The organism is Buttiauxella sp. 3AFRM03 (assembly GCF_003675305.1).
GTDB lineage: Bacteria > Pseudomonadota > Gammaproteobacteria > Enterobacterales > Enterobacteriaceae > Buttiauxella > Buttiauxella ferragutiae.
This window is the reverse complement of record NZ_CP033076.1, coordinates 472,592-491,131: the sequence shown is the minus strand read 5'-3', so window position 1 is coordinate 491,131 and position 18,540 is coordinate 472,592. Positions and strand designations below refer to the sequence as shown.

Genomic DNA, 18,540 nt, shown 5'->3' with positions numbered 1-18,540 from the left:
TGAGAAAATCAAAATGAAAAAAATTATAGAATTACTATCCGCTATTTATGATGACCCGTTAGATGAATCAGTCATTAATACTTTTATTTCCAGGGTAAAGAAGGCCAAAGATACGAATCTGAAAACCCGCAAGCAGGGGTGGGATGAGCGTGATGTGGTGCTTATCACCTATGCCGATCAGTTTCATCAACAAAATGAAAAAACCTTAAAAACGCTGAATGATTTTTATCATCGCTGGCTAGCCAATAGTTTCTCCCACGTCCACTTACTGCCTTTTTACCCATGGTCATCTGATGATGGGTTTTCGGTTATTGATTATCATCAGGTTGATGCAGTATGTGGTGACTGGCAGGACGTCGCACAATTAAATAAATCAACCAGTCTGATGTTCGATTTTGTCTGCAACCATATATCGGCAAAAAGCCACTGGTTCACAGAATATCTTGCGGGAAATCCTGAATATCAGAATTTCTTTATTTCTGTTGAACCGCGGACAGATTTATCCAAGGTTACTCGTCCGCGCGCGCTGCCATTACTCTCACCATTTACCCTGGCTGATGGCTCGCAGCAACATATCTGGACCACTTTTAGCGATGACCAAATCGACCTCAACTTTGCCAATCCACTGGTGCTGTTGGCTATGGTCGATGTCCTGCTGCGCTATTTGCAAGAGGGAGCCGATTATATCCGTCTTGATGCGGTGGGCTATATGTGGAAAACCATTGGCACGAACTGTATTCACCTGGAAAAAACCCACCAGTTGGTGAAGTTGTTCCGTGCGGTTGTGGACACCGTAGCACCTGGTACCGTATTGATTACCGAGACAAATGTCCCGCACAAAGACAATATTTCCTATCTGGGTAACGGCCATGACGAAGCCCAGATGGTGTATCAATTCCCTTTGCCGCCGCTGGTGTTACACGCGATCCATACCGGTTCTGCGCAGGTGTTAAGCCAGTGGGCAAACTCTTTATCTGATGCCACAAATGGCAATACGACATGGTTTAATTTCCTCGCCTCCCACGACGGCATTGGGCTCAATCCGTTGCGCGGAATATTACCGGAAGAAGATATTTTACAGCTGGTGAATCAGCTTCAGGATGAAGGCGCACGAGTCAACTGGAAAAATAATCCTGATGGTACGCGCAGCCCCTATGAAATAAACGTCACGTATATGGATGCGCTAAACCGTCGGGATAGCAGTGATGAGGAACGTCTGGCCAGATTTATCCTGGCTCATGCCATATTGCTTGCATTTCCGGGTATCCCTGCCATTTACGTGCAAAGTATTCTGGGGTCACGTAATGATGAAGCCGGAGTCGAGCGCCTGGGTTATAACCGCGCTATCAACCGTCAGAAATATGAACGGCATGCAATTGAAAGCCAGCTGCTGGATGAAAATAGTTTACGCCAGCAAGTGTATAAACAATTATCTCATCTGATCAATGTTCGTAAAAATCACCGGGCATTCCATCCTGACAGCAGTTTTATTACGCAATGCATTAATGGCAGTGTGTTAGAAATAAAACGAACCTCGAAAGAGGGAAATCATGTTACGGCATTATTCAATCTGAGCCATCATCGCCAACAGATTACTCTGCCAGGTAATAATATTCAGGATTTAATTTCCGGTATAAAAATTAACGGAAAGCAATCTTACGAAATACAACCTTATCAGGTGTTGTGGCTTAGCTATTAATATAAAGGAATAACCATGAAAACGAAAAAAGCAGTGCTGTTAACAGCACTGGTAGCCGCTGCTTTGCTCTCAGGATGTAAGCAAGACGATTCTGAGCAGGTCACTATTGAATTTATGCATTCGTCGGTTGAACAGGAACGCCAGGCGGTCATCACCAAATTGATCGCTCGTTTCAGCGAGGAAAACCCACAAATCATCGTTAAGCAGGTGCCTGTCGAAGAAGACGCCTATAACACCAAAGTGATCACCCTGGCACGTTCCGGCGCGCTGCCCGAGGTTATCGAAGTCAGCCACGATTACGCCAAAGTGATGGATAAAGAGCAGCTTATCGATCGTGATGCCATCAAAACCGTGATTTCAGGCGTCGGCGAAAGTAGTTTCTACGATGGCATTTTACGCGTGGTGCGCACCGAAGACGGCAGTGCTTTTACCGGTGTGCCTATCAGCGCCTGGTTGGGCGGCATCTGGTATCGCAAATCCGCGCTGGCGAAGGCCGGAGTGAACGAACCCACCAACTGGACGGAATTGCTCAACGCGGCGCGCGTCATGACCGATAGCGCCCACAAGAAATACGGTATTGCGCTGCCCACGGCTGAAAGCGTGATGACCGAACAAACCTTCTCGCAATTCGCGCTCTCAAATGGTGCCAACGTCTTTGATGCTGCCGGAAACGTCACCGCTAACTCACCTGAAATGCTGACCTCGCTCAATTATTACCGCGAGCTGGCGCAGTACACCATGCCAGGTTCCAACGATGTGATGGAAATAAAAGATGCCTTTATGAATGGCACCACCTCGATGGCGGTTTATTCCACCTACATCTTGCCAGCTTTCTATAAAGACGGTTCACCGCAGGATCTCGGCTTCGTAGTGCCTACGGAAAAATCCCCGGCGGTGTACGGCATGATCACCTCGCTGACCATTACCGCCGGGCAAAGCAAGCCAGAAACCGAAGCGGCACAGAAATTTATCTCATTCATGGAGACTGCGCAGAACTCGGCTGATTGGGTGCTGATGTCACCTGGTGCGGCATTACCGGTCACTAAAGCCGTCGCACAAACCGACAGCTACAAAAATAACGAGGTAATCAAAGCCTTTGGCACGCTTCCCGCCGAACTGATTGCCCAATTCCCGAACGTGCAGGTCTTTGGCTCAGTGGGGGAGAAAAACTTTACCCGCATGGGCGACATCACCGGCTCAGCCATTTTGAGTGAAATGGTCAACCAGGTCACGGTGGGTAAACAAGCCACCGCTCCGGCACTGGATAACAGCCAGCAGCGCATCGTCGAATTGATGAAACAACACTGAAATCACAGGATAAGTCACTATGAAGAAGTGGTTCTCAGGCCGCTCTGATATGCCATTTGCCATGATGCTACTCGCCCCCAGCTTGTTATTGCTGGGGGATTAGTGGCCTGGCCGATGCTATCGAACATCGAAATCAGTTTTTTGCGCTTGCCGCTTAACCCGAACATCAGCTCGCGGTTTATCGGGCTGGAAAATTACCTCAACATCCTGAGCGATACGGCGTTCTGGCACTCGCTATGGACCACGTTCTGGTACACCGCGCTGGTAGTTCTTGGCAGTACAGGGTTAGGGCTGGGCGTGGCGCTGTTCTTTAACCGCGAGTTTCGGTTACGTAAAACAGCGCGCTCGCTGGTGATCCTTTCTTACGTGACACCGTCAATCTCTTTGGTGTTCGCGTGGAAATATATGTTTAACAGCGGCTACGGCATCGTGAACTATCTCGGCGTCGACATGCTGCATCTGTTCAACGAAGCGCCGTTGTGGTTCGACAACCCCGGCAGCAGCTTCTTTTTAGTAGTGCTGTTCGCCATCTGGCGCTACTTCCCATATGCGTTTATCTCATTCCTGGCGATTTTGCAGACCATCGACAAATCGCTGTACGAAGCGGCTGAAATGGACGGGGCGAACGGCTGGCAGAAATTCAAAATTGTCACGCTGCCAGCCATTATGCCGGTACTGGCAACGGTGGTGACGCTGCGCACCATCTGGATGTTCTACATGTTTGCGGATGTCTGGTTGTTAACCACCAAGGTCAACATTCTCGGCGTCTATCTCTATAAAACGGCCTTTGCCTTTAATGACTTAGGAAAAGCAGCCGCCATTTCCGTGGTGCTGTTCGTCATTATCTTCGCCGTCATCTTGCTGACCAGAAAACGGGTGAATCTTAAATGACCGCTAATCATCGCAAACTGTTAGGGCGCGTGGGCTTTTACTCTGGGCTGGCATTGTTCCTGGCAATCACGCTATTCCCGTTCTTTGTCATGCTGATGACTTCGTTTAAAAGTCCGAAAGAGGCCATCTCGTTGCATCCGACCATCTTCCCGCAAGAGTGGACGTTGCAGCATTACATCGACATTTTTAACCCAACCATCTTCCCGTTTTTGACCTACTTCAAAAACAGCCTGGTGGTATCGCTGACTTCCTCTGCCATTGCGGTGTTGATCGGCATCCTGGGCGCATATGCACTTTCCAAATTGCGCTTTAAAGGGCGGATGACCATCAACGCCAGTTTCTACGCGGTGTATATGTTTTCCGGCATTTTGCTGGTGGTGCCATTGTTCAAAATCATCACCGCACTGGGGATTTACGATACCGAACTGGCGCTGATCATCACGATGGTGACGCAGACCCTGCCAACTGCGGTCTTTATGCTGAAAAGCTACTTCGACACCATTCCGGATGAAATAGAAGAAGCAGCGATGATGGACGGCTTAAACCGCCTGCAAATCATCTTCTACATCACCGTGCCGCTGGCGATTTCCGGGCTGGTTTCGGTATTCGTCTACTGCTTTATGGTGGCGTGGAACGACTATCTGTTTGCCTCTATTTTCCTCTCCAGCTCGGCAAACTTCACGCTGCCAGTTGGCTTAAGCACGCTGTTCAGCACCCCGGATTACGTGTGGGGAAGAATGATGGCGGCCTCGCTGGTGACTGCATTGCCAGTGGTGGTGATGTACGCACTTTCCGAACGCTTTATTAAAAGCGGCCTGACTGCAGGCGGCGTTAAAGGTTAAGCAGGTTCATTTGCACTGTTTTGTAGGGTGGATAAGCGCAGCGCCATCCACCACAACATTTAATTACTGGAGTTAAAAATGAAGAAGTTAGTCGCAACCGCACCGCGTATCGCGGCCTTAGTGGACTATGAAGATCGTGCCGTACAGGCACACGAAGTGAAAATCAAAGTGGCCTTCGGTGCGCCAAAACACGGCACCGAAGTGGTGGATTTCCGCGCCGCCAGCCCGTTTATCGACGAAGAATTTTCGACGGAATGGAATATGTTTGTGCCACGCGCAGAAGGTGCAGCCCGTGGTATTGAATTTGGCAAATTCCAGCTCGGCAATATGGTCGTCGGTGAAGTCATCGAATGCGGTGCTGACGTCACCGAATATCAAATGGGCGACCAGGTTTGCACTTACGGCCCATTACAGGAAACGGTTATCGCCAACGGCGTTAACAACTACAAACTGCGCAAAATGCCTGCCGGAGCGAGCTGGAAAAATGCGGTTTGCTACGATCCGGCGCAGTTCGCCATGAGCGGTGTGCGCGATGGCAATGTGCGGGTAGGGGATTTTGTAGTCGTCGTCGGTCTCGGTGCTATTGGCCAAATTGCCATTCAACTGGCGAAAAAAGCTGGTGCATCCGTCGTGATTGGCGTTGACCCTATTGCGCATCGTTGTGAAATAGCCAAACGTCACGGCGCAGATTTCTGCCTGAACCCGATTGGCACCGACGTGGGCCTGGATATCAAAAAGATCACCAATAAGCTTGGCGCGGACGTGATTATCGAAACCAGCGGCAACGACCAGGCGCTGCAAGCCGCACTGCGCGGTATCGCCTACGGCGGCACCATCTCTTACGTTGCTTTTGCCAAACCTTTCCATGACTTCAACCTGGGTCGCGAAGCTCACTTCAATAACGCCAAAATCGTCTTTTCCCGCGGCAGTAGCGAACCAAATCCGGACTATCCGCGCTGGGATCGTAAGCGTATTGAACAAACCTGCTGGGAGCTGTTGATGAACGGTTATCTGAACTGTGAAGACCTGATTGACCCGGTAGTGACATTCCATGACAGCGCCGAAAGCTACATGAAGTATGTCGATAAGCATCCGGATTTGAGCATCAAGATGGGCGTAACCTTCTAATTTCCCGTCGTCTTTCAAGTTGCAGATATGTTGGCTGCTTTCGTGCATCCCAGTCACATACTTGAGTAAGCTCCAGGGGATTTACTCTCTTGCCGCCTTTCTGCACCTCGAAATACTTAGGGAAATATTTTCAGGAATAATTAAGGAATAAATCATGAAAATCGGTACTCAAAATCAGGCGTTTTTCCCGGCAGATATTCTGGAAAAATTCAAATACGTCAAAGCGATGGGCTTCGATGGCTTCGAAATCGACGGCAAACTGCTTGTCGAAAATGTGCAGGCAGTGAAAGCGGCGATTGCCGCTACTGGTTTGCCGGTCACTACCGCATGTGGCGGTTACGATGGCTGGATTGGCGACTTTATTGAAGAGCATCGTTTGAATGGCCTGCAACAAATTACCCGCATTCTTGAAGCATTGGCGCAAGTGGGTGGCAAAGGGATTGTGGTTCCAGCGGCGTGGGGCATGTTCACGTTTCGCTTGCCGCCAATGAACTCACCGCGCAGCCTGGCAGGGGATCGTAAAGCGGTTAGTGATTCGCTGCGTTATCTGGATGAAGTCGCGGCACGTACCGGGACCACGGTTTACCTCGAACCGCTTAACCGTTACCAGGATCATATGATCAACACTCTGGCCGATGCGCGTTCGTATATCGAAGAAAACCAGCTAAAACACACGCAAATCATCGGCGATTTCTATCACATGAATATCGAAGAAGACGACATCAGCACGGCGTTTCATGCTAACCGCGACCTGCTTGGTCATGTGCATATTGCCGACAACCATCGTTACCAGCCAGGCAGCGGCAGTATCGATTTCAAAAAGCATTTTGAACAACTTCGCGCGGATGGCTATGACGGTTACATCGTCTACGAAGGCCGCATTCGCGCGGAAGATCCGGCGGCGGCGTACCAACAGTCGTTGCAATTTTTGCGTACCTGCTAAGAGGCAACGTGAGATGAGTCGAAAACTCAGGGTGGCTATTATCGGTGGTGGGCAGGTCGCTCAAACCGTCCATGCGTCGTATTACCTGACAAGAAGTGAACTGGAACTGGTGGCTGTCGTTGATAGCCACACCGGTCGTGCGCAGGCGCTGGCAGACAAACTCGGTATCCCACATGCCTTCAGCGATGCAGATGAAATGTATCGCACATGTGCGCCCGACATTGTCAGCGTCTGCACGCCGAACCGTTTCCATCATCAACATGTGATGCAGGCTCTGGAGCACAACTGCCATGTGATGTGTGAAAAGCCACCGGCCATGACGCCGGAGCAAGCGGCTGAAATGCGCGATGCTGCCCGCAAAGCCGGGAAAGTGTTGGCCTACGATTTTCACCACCGTTTTGCCAGCGACACGCAGTTTTTACGCCAGCAAGTGGTTGCCGGCACGCTCGGCGAAATTTATGTCACCACCGCTAAAGCGTTGCGCCGCTGCGGTGTACCGGGCTGGGGTGTTTTCACCAATAAAGAGTTACAGGGCGGCGGGCCGCTTATCGACATCGGTATTCATATGCTCGATGCCGCAATGTATGTGCTCGGTTTTCCGGCGGTGCGGCGGGTATCGGCGCACTCGTTCCAGAAGCTTGGCACCCGTAAACACAGCGGGCAATTCGGTGAGTGGGACCCAAAAACCTACACCGTAGAAGATGCGCTGTTCGCCACTATCGAGTTTCACAACGGCGGCATTCTGCGTCTTGAAACTTCGTTTGCGCTGAACATTGCCCAGCAATCGGTGATGAATGTGGAATTCTGTGGGGTAAACGCGGGGGCCACGCTGTTCCCGGCACATATCTACCAGGATGAAGCTGGAGAGATGGTGACGTTGTCACAAAGAGAAACCGCTGACAGCCAGCGCCATTTCAAAAGCATGCAGGCGTTTGTCGATCATGTTCTTGGTGAGCCAGTCAGCATCGCGGATGCCGAGCAGGGCTACCTTATTCAGCAACTGGTTGCGGCGATTTATCGCGCAGCGGAATCAGGAGCGAGCATCGATTTATGAGCACTCTTACCCGACTGCAAGACCTGCAATTTAGCCAACACACGCTGAATAAATTTGCCACCTTAATGGCCGCTGGAAATGGCTATCTGGGGCTACGGGCCTGCCATGAAGAAGCCTACACCGAGCAGACTCACGGTATGTATCTGGCGGGGTTTTATCATCGCAGTTCAGCCGTAGAAACCACCGAACTGGTGAATTTGCCTGATGTGCTGCAAATGCGCATCGAACTGGATGGCGAAATATTTACCCTGCTTTCAGGGACGGTGACTGATTATCATCGCGAGCTTGATTTGGCTTGTGGAGAACTGCGTCGCAGCCTGGTGTGGCATGCGCCAAACGGTAAACGTTATCAGATCGTGTGCCAGCGATTCCTGTCGGCGGCACAGCATTCCTTGTTGTGCTCGCGTGTGGCTATCACGCCGCTCGACGACAATGCGCGGGTCACCATCAGCACCGGTATCGATGCCACCCAAACTAACTCAGGCCGTCAGCATCTGGATGAAACCAGTGTCCGGGTCTTTGAACAGCGGTATTTACAGGGTCGTTATCGCACTCTTGACGGCAGCAATGAAGTGGTGATTAGCAGTTTCTGTGCCTTGCCAGCGGAGAGTTGCAGCAGCTTTTATGCGAAGAACCGCCGTCTGACCCAGCACTGTAGCGGCAAGGTAGCAAAAGGCGAGACATTCGAGTTGGTGAAAACCAGCTGGATTACCAGCTCGTTAGATAGCGACTACCACGCAGCCATTTGCAGCGTACAGGCGTTGAACAAGCTGATGCAGTGTGTGGAACGGGGTTATGAGCAACTGCTGGCCGAGTCCAACCAGGTTTGGGAGACATACTGGCAACGCAGCCGTGTGCAGCTTGAAAGCCAAAATAGCCAGGATCAAATTGCGTTAGATTTTGCGTTGTATCACCTGTTTGCGATGACCCCCGCGCATAACGAGAAATGCAGTATTGCGGCGAAAGGGCTGACCGGCGAAGGCTACAAGGGCCATGTTTTCTGGGATACCGAAGTGTTCTTGCTGCCATTCCATCTGATGACGCAACCAGAAATCGCTCGCCAGTTGTTGAGTTATCGCTGGCATAACCTCGCGGGCGCACTGGCGAAAGCGCGCAAAAATGGCTGGCAGGGCGCATTGTTCCCGTGGGAAAGCGCCTGGTCCGGGGAAGAAGAAACACCAGAGTTTGCGGCAATTAATATCCGTACTGGCTTGCGCCAGAAAGTTGCCTCAGCCGTGGCTGAACACCATTTGGTGGCAGATATTGCCTGGGCGGTAGACGCATATTATCAAGTCACCGGCGAAGATGGCTTTATGCGTGAACGCGGAGTGGCGCTGTTGCTTGAAACCGCACGTTTCTGGATGAGCCGCGCAGTTGAGGCTAATGGCAGGCTGGAACTGCACGATGTCATTGGGCCGGACGAGTACACCGAGCATGTTAATAACAACGCCTATACCAACTATCTGGCGTATCACAACGTTGAACGAGCCAGGCACTATTTACAGCATTTTGCGTTACCGGACGACGATTTCATCCGCCAGGCCGATCGTTTCCTTGAACGTATTTGGTTGCCTGAAGCCCGTGAAGACCATGTTATTGCGCAAGACGACAGCTTCTTCAGCAAACCGACCCTTGATCTCACAAGCTATAAAGAGCAGCAGGGCACTCAAGCTATCTTGCTGGATTACTCACGCGCTGAAGTTAACGAGATGCAAATCCTTAAACAGGCGGATGTGGTGATGCTGGCCTACATGTTGCCGTGGCAGTTTACGCCAGCCCAGCTGGCAGCCAATCTCGATTACTATGAACCGCGCACCATTCACGACTCTTCGCTCAGCAAAGCCATTCATGGCGTCATTGCTGCACGTTGTGGACGCCGTGAACAGGCATATCAATTCTGGCAGCAGGCATGTCTTATCGATCTCGGTGATGAACCGCACAGCTGTGACGACGGCATTCACGCCGCCGCGACCGGCGCAATCTGGCTCGGTGCGGTGCAGGGTTTTGCTGGGCTAACCGTGGAATGTGGAGAATTGCATCTGAACCCATGTTTGCCCGAACAGTGGCAATCCATCTCGCTGCCGTTTGCCTGGCAAGGGGCGCGCATCCAACTGACGTTAACTCACCAACAGTTGAGCGTGACTTCATCGTCCGAAAAACCGATCAATCTTCACCTTGGCAACACCGTGCGGCAAATCACGAGGGCTGCGACTTTTTCGCTGGCTGATTTTTTCACACCTTTAACTGGGAGCGGTACCACGAAAGGAACACCACTATGAAGCCTGAAGCAGTAATTTTTGATTTAGACGGCGTGGTGACGGACACCGCTCATTTGCATTTCCTGGCATGGCGACAGGTTGCCAATGAAATTGGTATCGAGATCGACGAGCGGATTAACGAGCAGCTCAAAGGTATCAGCCGCATGGATTCCCTGGCGCGCATTTTGCGCAGCGGGGGAGCAGAGCAGTGTTTTGACAGCCAGGCAAAAATCAAACTTGCCGAGCGTAAAAACACGCTCTATGTCGCGTCACTTCAGCACCTCGATCCTGCGGCGATCCTGCCGGGAATTGCGGCGTTGCTCGAAGAACTTCACCACCAGCATATTCGTGTCGGGCTGGCTTCTGTTTCCCTGAATGCGCCACGCATTCTGCAAGCGTTGCGGCTTAAAGGTCAGTTCGATTTCTGCGCGGACGCCAGCCAAATCGAGCATTCAAAACCCGATCCTGAAATCTTCCTTGCCGCTTGTGCAGGGCTGGGTGTCGAACCGGCCAGATGTATTGGCATTGAAGATGCACAAGCGGGAATTGAGGCGATTAACGCCAGCGGCATGCTCTCGGTAGGGGTTGGCTCGGGGCTTGAACACGCCGATTTGCTTCTGCCGACGACGGCAGAATTGAACTGGCCACTTTTGCAAACATTCTGGTTAACCAAACACAGTGCACACGCGGTGTGAAAAAAGGAACAAGTGATGGCACAACTCTCGTTGCAGCACATTCAAAAGATTTATAACAACCAGGTTCATGTGGTGAAAGATTTCACCCTCGAAATCGAGGACAAAGAATTTATCGTGTTCGTTGGACCATCGGGCTGCGGAAAATCGACCACTTTGCGGATGATTGTCGGACTGGAAGAAATCAGTGGTGGCGAACTGTTGATTGATGGCGTGTGCATGAATGACGTGCCTGCCAAGTCGCGCGGTATCGCTATGGTGTTCCAGAACTACGCGCTGTATCCGCATATGTCGGTTTACGACAACATGGCGTTCGGGCTGAAGATGCAGAAACTCGACGCCAACATTATTGATGAACGCGTACAGTGGGCCGCCTCTATTCTGGGGTTAAAAACCTACCTCGACCGTAAACCTGCTGCTCTTTCCGGTGGGCAACGCCAGCGCGTGGCGCTAGGACGCGCCATCGTACGCGAAGCAGGTGTCTTTTTGATGGATGAACCGCTATCCAACCTGGATGCGCGGTTGCGAGTACAAATGCGTGCTGAAATCAGCAAGCTCCATCAAAAACTGAATACCACCATGATCTACGTGACCCACGATCAGACCGAAGCGATGACCATGGCAACGCGCATCGTTATCATGAAAGATGGCATTATTCAGCAGGTTGGGGCGCCTAAAACGGTTTATAACCATCCGGCCAATATGTTTGTTGCCGGGTTTATTGGCTCGCCATCGATGAACTTTATCCGTGGCACACTGGATGACGGCTGCTTCGTCACTGAAACATTAAAGCTGCCTATCCCGGATGATAAATATGCGGCAATGAACTTAGCTAATTATCAACATAAACCAGTGATATTGGGTATTCGCCCTGAAGATATTATCCCGGTGTTACAGGATAAAGGCATTGACGCTCATATTACGGTGGCTGAGCTAACCGGAGCGGAGTTTATGTTATACGCCACCGTAGGTGGCCATGAATTAACCTTACGCGCCAATTCAGATAGTGATTATCGGGCTGCACAAAATATAAAAATAACGTTCGATATGAATAAAAGTCATTTCTTTGATTCTGAAACTGAATACGCGATTAACTAATAATATTCTGTACCCTGCCGGGAATTAACACTCCCGGCTTTTTCTCTCTGTGTAAATTTTACAAGGAATACAAAAATGAAAAAGCTAATGCAATGCACAGTGCTTATTGCCTGTGCAGGAGCGGCCTGCGTGCAAGCTGCGGAAAATAACGGCTGGAATTATAATATTGGTGCGATGTACGAAATAGAAAACGTTGAAGGTCAGGGTGAGGATAAAGATGGATTATATGAACCCTCTGTCTACTTTAATGCCAGCTATGGTGACTGGTCTATCGCATTAACCATGTATCAGGAAGGTTCGGCGGATTACAGCGACTTATCCCGTGGTACTTACTTTAACCGCCCGGAAATCGATATTCGTTATCAAATTGTCGACAATGATGACTGGTCACTAGGTTTCACTGGCGGCATGCGTAATTACGGCTACCATTTCAAAAATGATGATGGTTCCAGCAATGGTACGGCAAATACCCAGCGTTATAAATTCCAGCCGGACTGGAATGTGAAAATTAACCCTGACTGGAGTTTCAGCGGTTGGTTGGCATACTACCGCTTTGATAACGATCTTGACCAGACCGGCTATTCCGACAGCCGTGTTGAAACGGAAACGGGGTTCAGCTGGCGAATTAATGAAACCGTTACACTACGCACTAACTACTATTTAGAACGCGGCTTTAATAGCGATAGCGATAAAAATAACGGTGAGTTTTCTACCCAGGAAATGCGTATCTATCTGCCGATTGCGCTTGGCAATACCACTTTGACGCCATACACCCGTCTGGGGTTGGATCGCTGGACGAACTGGGATTGGTCTGAGGATATTGACACTGAAAACCATGACTATAATCGTCTGGGTTTATTGTATGCCTATGATTTCCGGAACGGCCTGTCAATGACGCTGGAGTATGCATTCGAGTGGGAAAACCATGACGAAGGTGATAACGATAAATTCCACTATGCAGGTATTGGTGTGAATTACGCGTTTTAAGTTTCGGATTTCGCTGCGCTTATCCGACCTACGAAACTGTTTAGCCGTTGTAGGTGGATAAGCGATAGCATTATCCACCATTTTGAAGTGAATAAATCTCAGGAGATAGACCCCGTCAACGTGATCTTCGTTGGAATTAATGTTCTGGGAGCGGCATACTTTCCGGAAATTCTCTCAAACAATAGCGCGCTACCGGCAGTGCCTAATTCCAGTGTCGGGACTTCAATCCCCCCTGGCGGTGGGGAGAGTAGAAAACTCAACATGTCGTTGCTGTATCCCACTACTGAAAGTTGCCCGGGGATCTTAATGCCTTTTTCTTGGGCGATACGGTAGATACTCATTAACTTCAGGCTGTCGGTGGCGAATATCGCATCAGGAAGATCCTGATGGCTCAATAATTGTTGAGCAGCTTCAAGTGCTGTTTCATTAGTATAGCCACCATCAACGACCCACTCTTCAGGCAAACTAATATTTTGCTCAAGCAGGCAATCTCTGAACCCAGCGAGTCGGTCTACCGAAACGTGATAATCAAGCGGGGCATGAATGCAGGCTATTTTACGATGCCCGTTATTGATCAGTGTTTGGGTTAACGCAATGCTGTCGCGATAATTATCCGTATCCACCGAACAAACATGCTTGAACTCACCATCTACTTTCCCAATCACGACCACAGGAATAGCGTACTGATCCAGTTCCTCAAAGAATGATTCATCAGTGGGGGAGCTGAGCATAATAATGCCCTTGATCATTTTTTGTTTAATTTTGCTGACACACTTTTGCAGGTCTTCTTTACTATTTTTGGATGTCTGCAATATGACGTCAAATCCTTCTTGTTCTGCCCTGGCGGTAATAGCATGCAGGACTTCAGAGAAAAATGGATTTCCTGCGGTCGTTTTGGTTGAGCGAGTTGAGATAACCATAATCGCGTCAAAACCCGATGAAGTCAGGGCGCGCGCTAATTTATTCGGCTGGTAATTTAACTCTTCAATCGCTTTTAAAACACGTTCAAGTGCTTCAGGGGAAATATTAGTCTGCTTATTAAGCACCCGCGATACGGTTGATTTAGAAACGTTCGCCAAACGGGCAATATCATAAATGGTGGGCGACATGACTGAACCGGTCCTGTTCTGCGCCAAAAGATAACGCATATTACTTAAGCTCGATGAGGCTGTCTATGCATGATACGCCGCCTTCAATTGGCTATAAAATTGAGCTATACCCTTTGATTTGCCACTATTTACCCCCATAACCTCCCTCATAACAGCTTCAAAAGGGTGCAACCAGGACGCAGATGAACAGAATCAAGAATGAAATAAATGCCCTGATGAACCGGGGCGTGGACCGACATTTACGTCTTGCCGTCACGGGTTTAAGCCGTAGCGGCAAGACAGCGTTTATTACCGCGATGGTGAATCAATTACTGAGCGTACATAACGGGGCGCGTTTGCCGTTGCTCAATGCGGTGCGTGAAGAAAGACTGCTTGGCGTGAAACGTGTTCCCCAGCGCGACCTTGGTATTCAACGTTTCACTTATGATGAAGGGCTGGCGCAACTTTACGGTTCGCCGCCGAACTGGCCGACGCCGACTCGGGGTGTCAGCGAAATGCGTCTTGCGTTGCGCTATCGCTCAAACGATTCGTTGTTACGCCATTTCAAAGACACCTCGACGCTGTATCTGGAAATTGTCGACTACCCTGGCGAATGGTTGCTGGATTTGCCTATGCTTGCGCAAAACTACCTGAGCTGGTCGCGTCAAATGACCGGCCTGTTGCAGGGCGATCGCGCTGAATGGTCCGCACTTTGGCGCAAATTATGCGAAGGGTTAGACCCGCTCGCACCAGCCGATGAAAACCGCCTGGCGGCGATTTCAGAAGCCTGGACTGACTATTTGTTGCGCTGCAAGCGTGAAGGTTTGCACTTTATCCAGCCTGGCCGCTTCGTGTTACCCGGCGACATGGCGGGAGCGCCAGCACTGCAATTTTTCCCGTGGCCGGATGTGGACGCGGTCGGCGAATCGAAACTCGCGCAGGCCGATAAAACCACCAACATTGGCATGCTGCACGCGCGCTTTGATTACTACTGCGAAAAGGTGGTGAAGGGCTTTTATAAAAACCACTTCCTGCGTTTTGACCGCCAGATTGTGTTGGTGGATTGCCTGCAACCGCTCAATAGCGGCCCGCAAGCGTTTAACGATATGCGTCTGGCTCTGACGCAACTGATGCAAAGTTTCCATTACGGCCAGCGCACCTTGTTCCGCCGCCTGTTTTCACCGGTTATCGACAAGCTGTTGTTTGCCGCGACAAAGGCCGACCACGTTACGGTTGATCAACATGCCAACATGGTGGCGCTGCTCCAGCAACTGGTGCAGGACGCCTGGCAAAATGCCGCGTTCGAAGGTATCGACATGGACTGCATGGGTCTTGCCTCGGTGCAAGCCACACAGAGTGGCCTGGTTGATGTGAAAGGAGAGCAAATTCCGGCGCTGCGTGGGAACCGTTTAAGTGATGGCGAGCCGCTGACGGTTTATCCTGGTGAGGTTCCAGCGCGTTTGCCTGGTAGTACCTTCTGGGAGAAACAAGGTTTTCAGTTTGAACAGTTCCGCCCACAAGTCATGGATGTGGACCGGCCAATGCCACACATTCGGATGGATGCGGCACTGGAGTTTTTAATTGGGGATAAATTGCGATGAAAGAACCATTAAAACCGCGTGTCGATTTCGCGCAACCGTTGGATGTGGAACAAGAACCGAGTTTCAAAGCCGCGCATGCTTTTAGTGAGCCGGAAGCTGAAAAGTTTACTCCCGTCTTAAATTCGCTGGATGAAGTGGAAGATGAAGGGCAGGCCGAAGCGGTTATTGAAGCCGCGTTACATCCTAAACGCAGTATATGGCGGCGCATGGTTCAGGTGGGCCTTGGGCTGTTTGGTGTCAGCGTGGTGGCGCAAGGCGTCCAGTGGACGCATAACGCTTTTGTTACGCAAGACTGGATAGCGCTCGGCGGCGGCATCGCCGGTGGGTTAATTATCGCCGCGGGTGTCGGTTCGGTGGCAACGGAGTGGCGTCGTTTATGGCGTTTACGCCAGCGTGCAGAAGAGCGCGATGAAGCACGCGATTTGATGCACAGTCACGGAATGGGTAAGGGTCGGGCATTTTGTGAAAAGCTGGCGCGCCAGGCTGGGCTTGATCACGGGCATCCGGCATTACAACGCTGGTATGCCGCGATTCATGAAACGCAAAACGACCGCGAAGTAGTTGAGCTGTACGCACGTTTGGTGCAGCCCGTGCTTGATAACCAGGCGCGTCGGGAAATCAGCCGTTCGGCTGCGGAATCGACCTTAATGATTGCGGTCAGCCCGCTGGCGCTGGTGGATATGGCGTTTATCGCCTGGCGTAACTTGCGCCTGATTAACCGCATTGCCACGCTGTATGGCATCGAATTGGGCTATTTCAGCCGTATACGTTTGTTCCGCCTGGTATTGTTGAATATCGCCTTTGCCGGTGCCAGTGAACTGGTGCGTGAAGTGGGTATGGACTGGATTGGCCAGGATCTGGCGGCACGGCTTTCCACGCGTGCAGCGCAGGGAATTGGCGCGGGTTTACTGACAGCGCGCTTGGGGATTAAAGCGATGGAGCTGTGCCGCCCGCTACCGTGGATTGACGGTGATAAACCGCGGCTCGGGGATTTCCGCAAGCAGCTGTTGGTGCAGCTCAAAGAGACCATGAACAAAAAGCCCAATACACCTTCGTAACACGGGTACGCGCCAGCCACTGTCATTGGTCGTTATGTAAATGACGGATGACAACGGTGGATGGTGCTGGCGCTTATCCGTCCTGGAATTGTACAACCCTCCCGTATCATCAGCTTATCTGTCAACTTTTCTTCACACATCACTTTAGACTGCCCGGTATCTGGGGTATCATTAGTATCCCCAATGACTCCGTAATTTGCATTTGAAGGACACCTCCATGCGTCTGGAAGTCTTTTGCGAGGACCGCCTTGGTCTGACTCGAGAATTACTTGATTTACTTGTGCTGCGTAGTATCGATTTGCGAGGGATCGAAATTGATCCAATTGGGCGAATTTACCTGAATTTCTCTACCCTCGATTTCGACACGTTCAGCAGTTTAATGGCTGAAATCCGCCGTATTCCTGGGGTCACGGACGTGCGTACTGTGCCGTGGATGCCTTCTGAGCGTGAGCATCGTGCGCTGAGCGCTTTACTTGAAGCGCTGCCAGAGCCGGTACTTTCGCTGGATATGAGAAGCAAAGTGGAGCTGGCGAACCCGGCAAGCTGCACGCTGTTTGGGCAAAACGAAGACAAACTGCGTAACCATAACGCTGCCAGCCTGGTGAACGGTTTTAACTTTATGCGCTGGCTTGAAAGTGCGCCGGTTGAGTCACATACCGAACACGTGGTGATCAACGGGCAAAATTTCCTGATGGAAATCACGCCGGTTCATTTGGATAACGAAAACGACGGTCCTTCGCTGGTTGGTGCGGTAGTAATGCTGCGCTCCACGGTGCGTATGGGTCGCCAACTGCAAAACCTCTCCAATACCGATGTGGGTGCATTCAGCCAGATTGTCGCCGTCAGCCCGAAAATGCGCCATGTCGTCGAGCAGGCACACAAACTGGCCATGCTAAACGCGCCGCTGTTGATTGTTGGTGACACCGGCACCGGTAAAGATTTGCTGGCGCATGCTTGCCATCTTGGTAGCCCACGAGCGCAAAAACCTTATCTGGCACTGAATTGTGGTTCGATGCCTGATGATGTGGTTGAAAGCGAGCTGTTTGGCCATGCGCCAGGCGCTTATGCGAATGCTGTAGAAGGTAAAAAAGGCTTCTTTGAACAGGCGAATGGCGGTTCCGTCCTGCTGGATGAAATTGGCGAAATGTCACCGCGCATGCAGACTAAGCTGCTGCGTTTCCTCAACGATGGAACCTTCCGTCGGGTAGGTGAAGAGCATGAAGTCCATGTTGATGTGCGGGTGATTTGCGCGACGCAAAAGAACCTGATTGAGATGGTACAAAAAGGGGAGTTCCGCGAAGATCTCTATTATCGCCTGAACGTCCTGACGCTGAATTTGCCGCCGCTGCGCGACAGACCGCAAGACATCATGCCGCTGACTGAGCTGTTTGTGGCACGGTTTGCCGATGAACAAGGGGTGCCGCGTCCGAAACTCTCTAATGATTTGAGCAATGTGCTCACGCGTTATGGCTGGCCGGGCAACGTGCGTCAGTTGAAAAATGCGATCTATCGCGCATTAACCCAGTTAGAAGGTTACGAACTTCGTCCACAAGATATTCTGCTGCCTGATTTTGATACCGCGAGTTTGGTGGTTGGGGAAGAGGCGATGGAAGGGTCGCTGGATGATATTACCAGCCGTTTTGAACGCTCGGTGCTGACGCAGCTTTATCGTACTTATCCAAGTACGCGTAAACTGGCTAAACGCCTTGGCGTTTCACATACCGCGATTGCGAATAAATTGCGTGAATACGGCTTGAGCCAAAGAAAAACAGAGTCGTAAGAATAATGCCCCTGGTTAGCGGGGCATTCGAGACTGATGACAAACCTTTTCGTAGGTCGGATAAGCGCAAGCGTCATCCGACAAAACTGGCGAAAATGGTGGATGACGCTTGC

General features: G+C 50.8%; 14 protein-coding genes and 1 pseudogene. 14 read left to right on the top strand and 1 reads right to left on the bottom strand.

Annotated features, from left to right (window positions below; translation table 11 throughout):
* Window positions 1-13: 13 nt before the first annotated feature.
* From D8682_RS03510 to D8682_RS03460, 11 genes and pseudogenes are all read left to right on the top strand, one after another.
* Window positions 14-1,699 carry a sugar phosphorylase gene (locus tag D8682_RS03510; protein WP_121813546.1) on the top strand — a complete coding sequence of 562 codons (1,686 nt, stop codon included), beginning with the start codon at window positions 14-16 and terminating at the stop codon, window positions 1,697-1,699.
* Between the two features lie 15 nt (window positions 1,700-1,714).
* Entirely contained in the window at window positions 1,715-3,007 is a 1,293-nt protein-coding gene (locus D8682_RS03505) for an ABC transporter substrate-binding protein (protein ID WP_064546443.1), read from the top strand.
* A gap of 19 nt (window positions 3,008-3,026) precedes the next feature.
* A pseudogene (locus D8682_RS03500) lies at window positions 3,027-3,898 on the top strand (carbohydrate ABC transporter permease).
* Complete coding sequence (locus D8682_RS03495) at window positions 3,895-4,740, top strand: carbohydrate ABC transporter permease (protein WP_064546447.1); 846 nt, start codon at window positions 3,895-3,897, stop codon at window positions 4,738-4,740. Before D8682_RS03500 ends, D8682_RS03495 begins: the two are co-directional and overlap by 4 nt.
* 78 nt (window positions 4,741-4,818) lie before the next feature.
* Window positions 4,819-5,868 (top strand): zinc-binding alcohol dehydrogenase, encoded by a 1,050-nt coding sequence (locus D8682_RS03490; protein WP_064546450.1) that lies wholly within the window; start codon window positions 4,819-4,821, stop codon window positions 5,866-5,868.
* A gap of 154 nt (window positions 5,869-6,022) precedes the next feature.
* Window positions 6,023-6,811, top strand: a complete 789-nt coding sequence (locus D8682_RS03485; protein ID WP_121813545.1) for a sugar phosphate isomerase/epimerase — start codon at window positions 6,023-6,025, stop codon at window positions 6,809-6,811.
* A gap of 13 nt (window positions 6,812-6,824) precedes the next feature.
* A complete protein-coding gene (locus D8682_RS03480; protein ID WP_121813544.1) occupies window positions 6,825-7,865 on the top strand; it encodes a Gfo/Idh/MocA family protein in 1,041 nt (346 codons plus the stop codon).
* Window positions 7,862-10,144, top strand: a complete 2,283-nt coding sequence (locus D8682_RS03475; RefSeq protein WP_121813543.1) for a glycoside hydrolase family 65 protein — start codon at window positions 7,862-7,864, stop codon at window positions 10,142-10,144. The genes D8682_RS03480 and D8682_RS03475 overlap by 4 nt, the downstream gene beginning before the upstream one ends.
* Complete coding sequence (gene pgmB, locus D8682_RS03470) at window positions 10,141-10,818, top strand: beta-phosphoglucomutase (protein ID WP_121813542.1); 678 nt, start codon at window positions 10,141-10,143, stop codon at window positions 10,816-10,818. Before D8682_RS03475 ends, pgmB begins: the two co-directional genes overlap by 4 nt.
* 15 nt (window positions 10,819-10,833) lie before the next feature.
* Entirely contained in the window at window positions 10,834-11,913 is a 1,080-nt protein-coding gene (locus D8682_RS03465) for an ABC transporter ATP-binding protein (RefSeq protein WP_121813541.1), read from the top strand.
* A gap of 75 nt (window positions 11,914-11,988) precedes the next feature.
* Entirely contained in the window at window positions 11,989-12,900 is a 912-nt protein-coding gene (locus tag D8682_RS03460) for an OmpG family monomeric porin (RefSeq protein ID WP_064546462.1), read from the top strand.
* 98 nt (window positions 12,901-12,998) lie between these two features.
* Here the strand turns inward: D8682_RS03460 and D8682_RS03455 are convergent, their stop codons facing one another.
* Entirely contained in the window at window positions 12,999-14,009 is a 1,011-nt protein-coding gene (locus D8682_RS03455) for a LacI family DNA-binding transcriptional regulator (protein WP_064546465.1), read from the bottom strand.
* Between the two features lie 182 nt (window positions 14,010-14,191).
* On the opposite strand from D8682_RS03455, the gene D8682_RS03450 reads away from it, so the two are divergent.
* The 3 genes from D8682_RS03450 to tyrR all read left to right on the top strand — a co-directional run bounded on the left by D8682_RS03450 (window position 14,192) and on the right by tyrR (window position 18,427).
* Window positions 14,192-15,589 carry a YcjX family protein gene (locus D8682_RS03450; RefSeq protein ID WP_121813540.1) on the top strand — a complete coding sequence of 466 codons (1,398 nt, stop codon included), beginning with the start codon at window positions 14,192-14,194 and terminating at the stop codon, window positions 15,587-15,589.
* Window positions 15,586-16,647, top strand: coding sequence for a YcjF family protein (locus D8682_RS03445; protein ID WP_121813539.1), 1,062 nt, complete (start codon window positions 15,586-15,588; stop codon window positions 16,645-16,647). Before D8682_RS03450 ends, D8682_RS03445 begins: the two co-directional genes overlap by 4 nt.
* Window positions 16,648-16,864: 217 nt before the next feature.
* Window positions 16,865-18,427: a transcriptional regulator TyrR gene (gene tyrR, locus D8682_RS03440; RefSeq protein WP_064546470.1), complete on the top strand. Its 1,563-nt coding sequence runs from the start codon at window positions 16,865-16,867 to the stop codon at window positions 18,425-18,427.
* The last annotated feature ends 113 nt before the right edge of the window (window positions 18,428-18,540 follow it).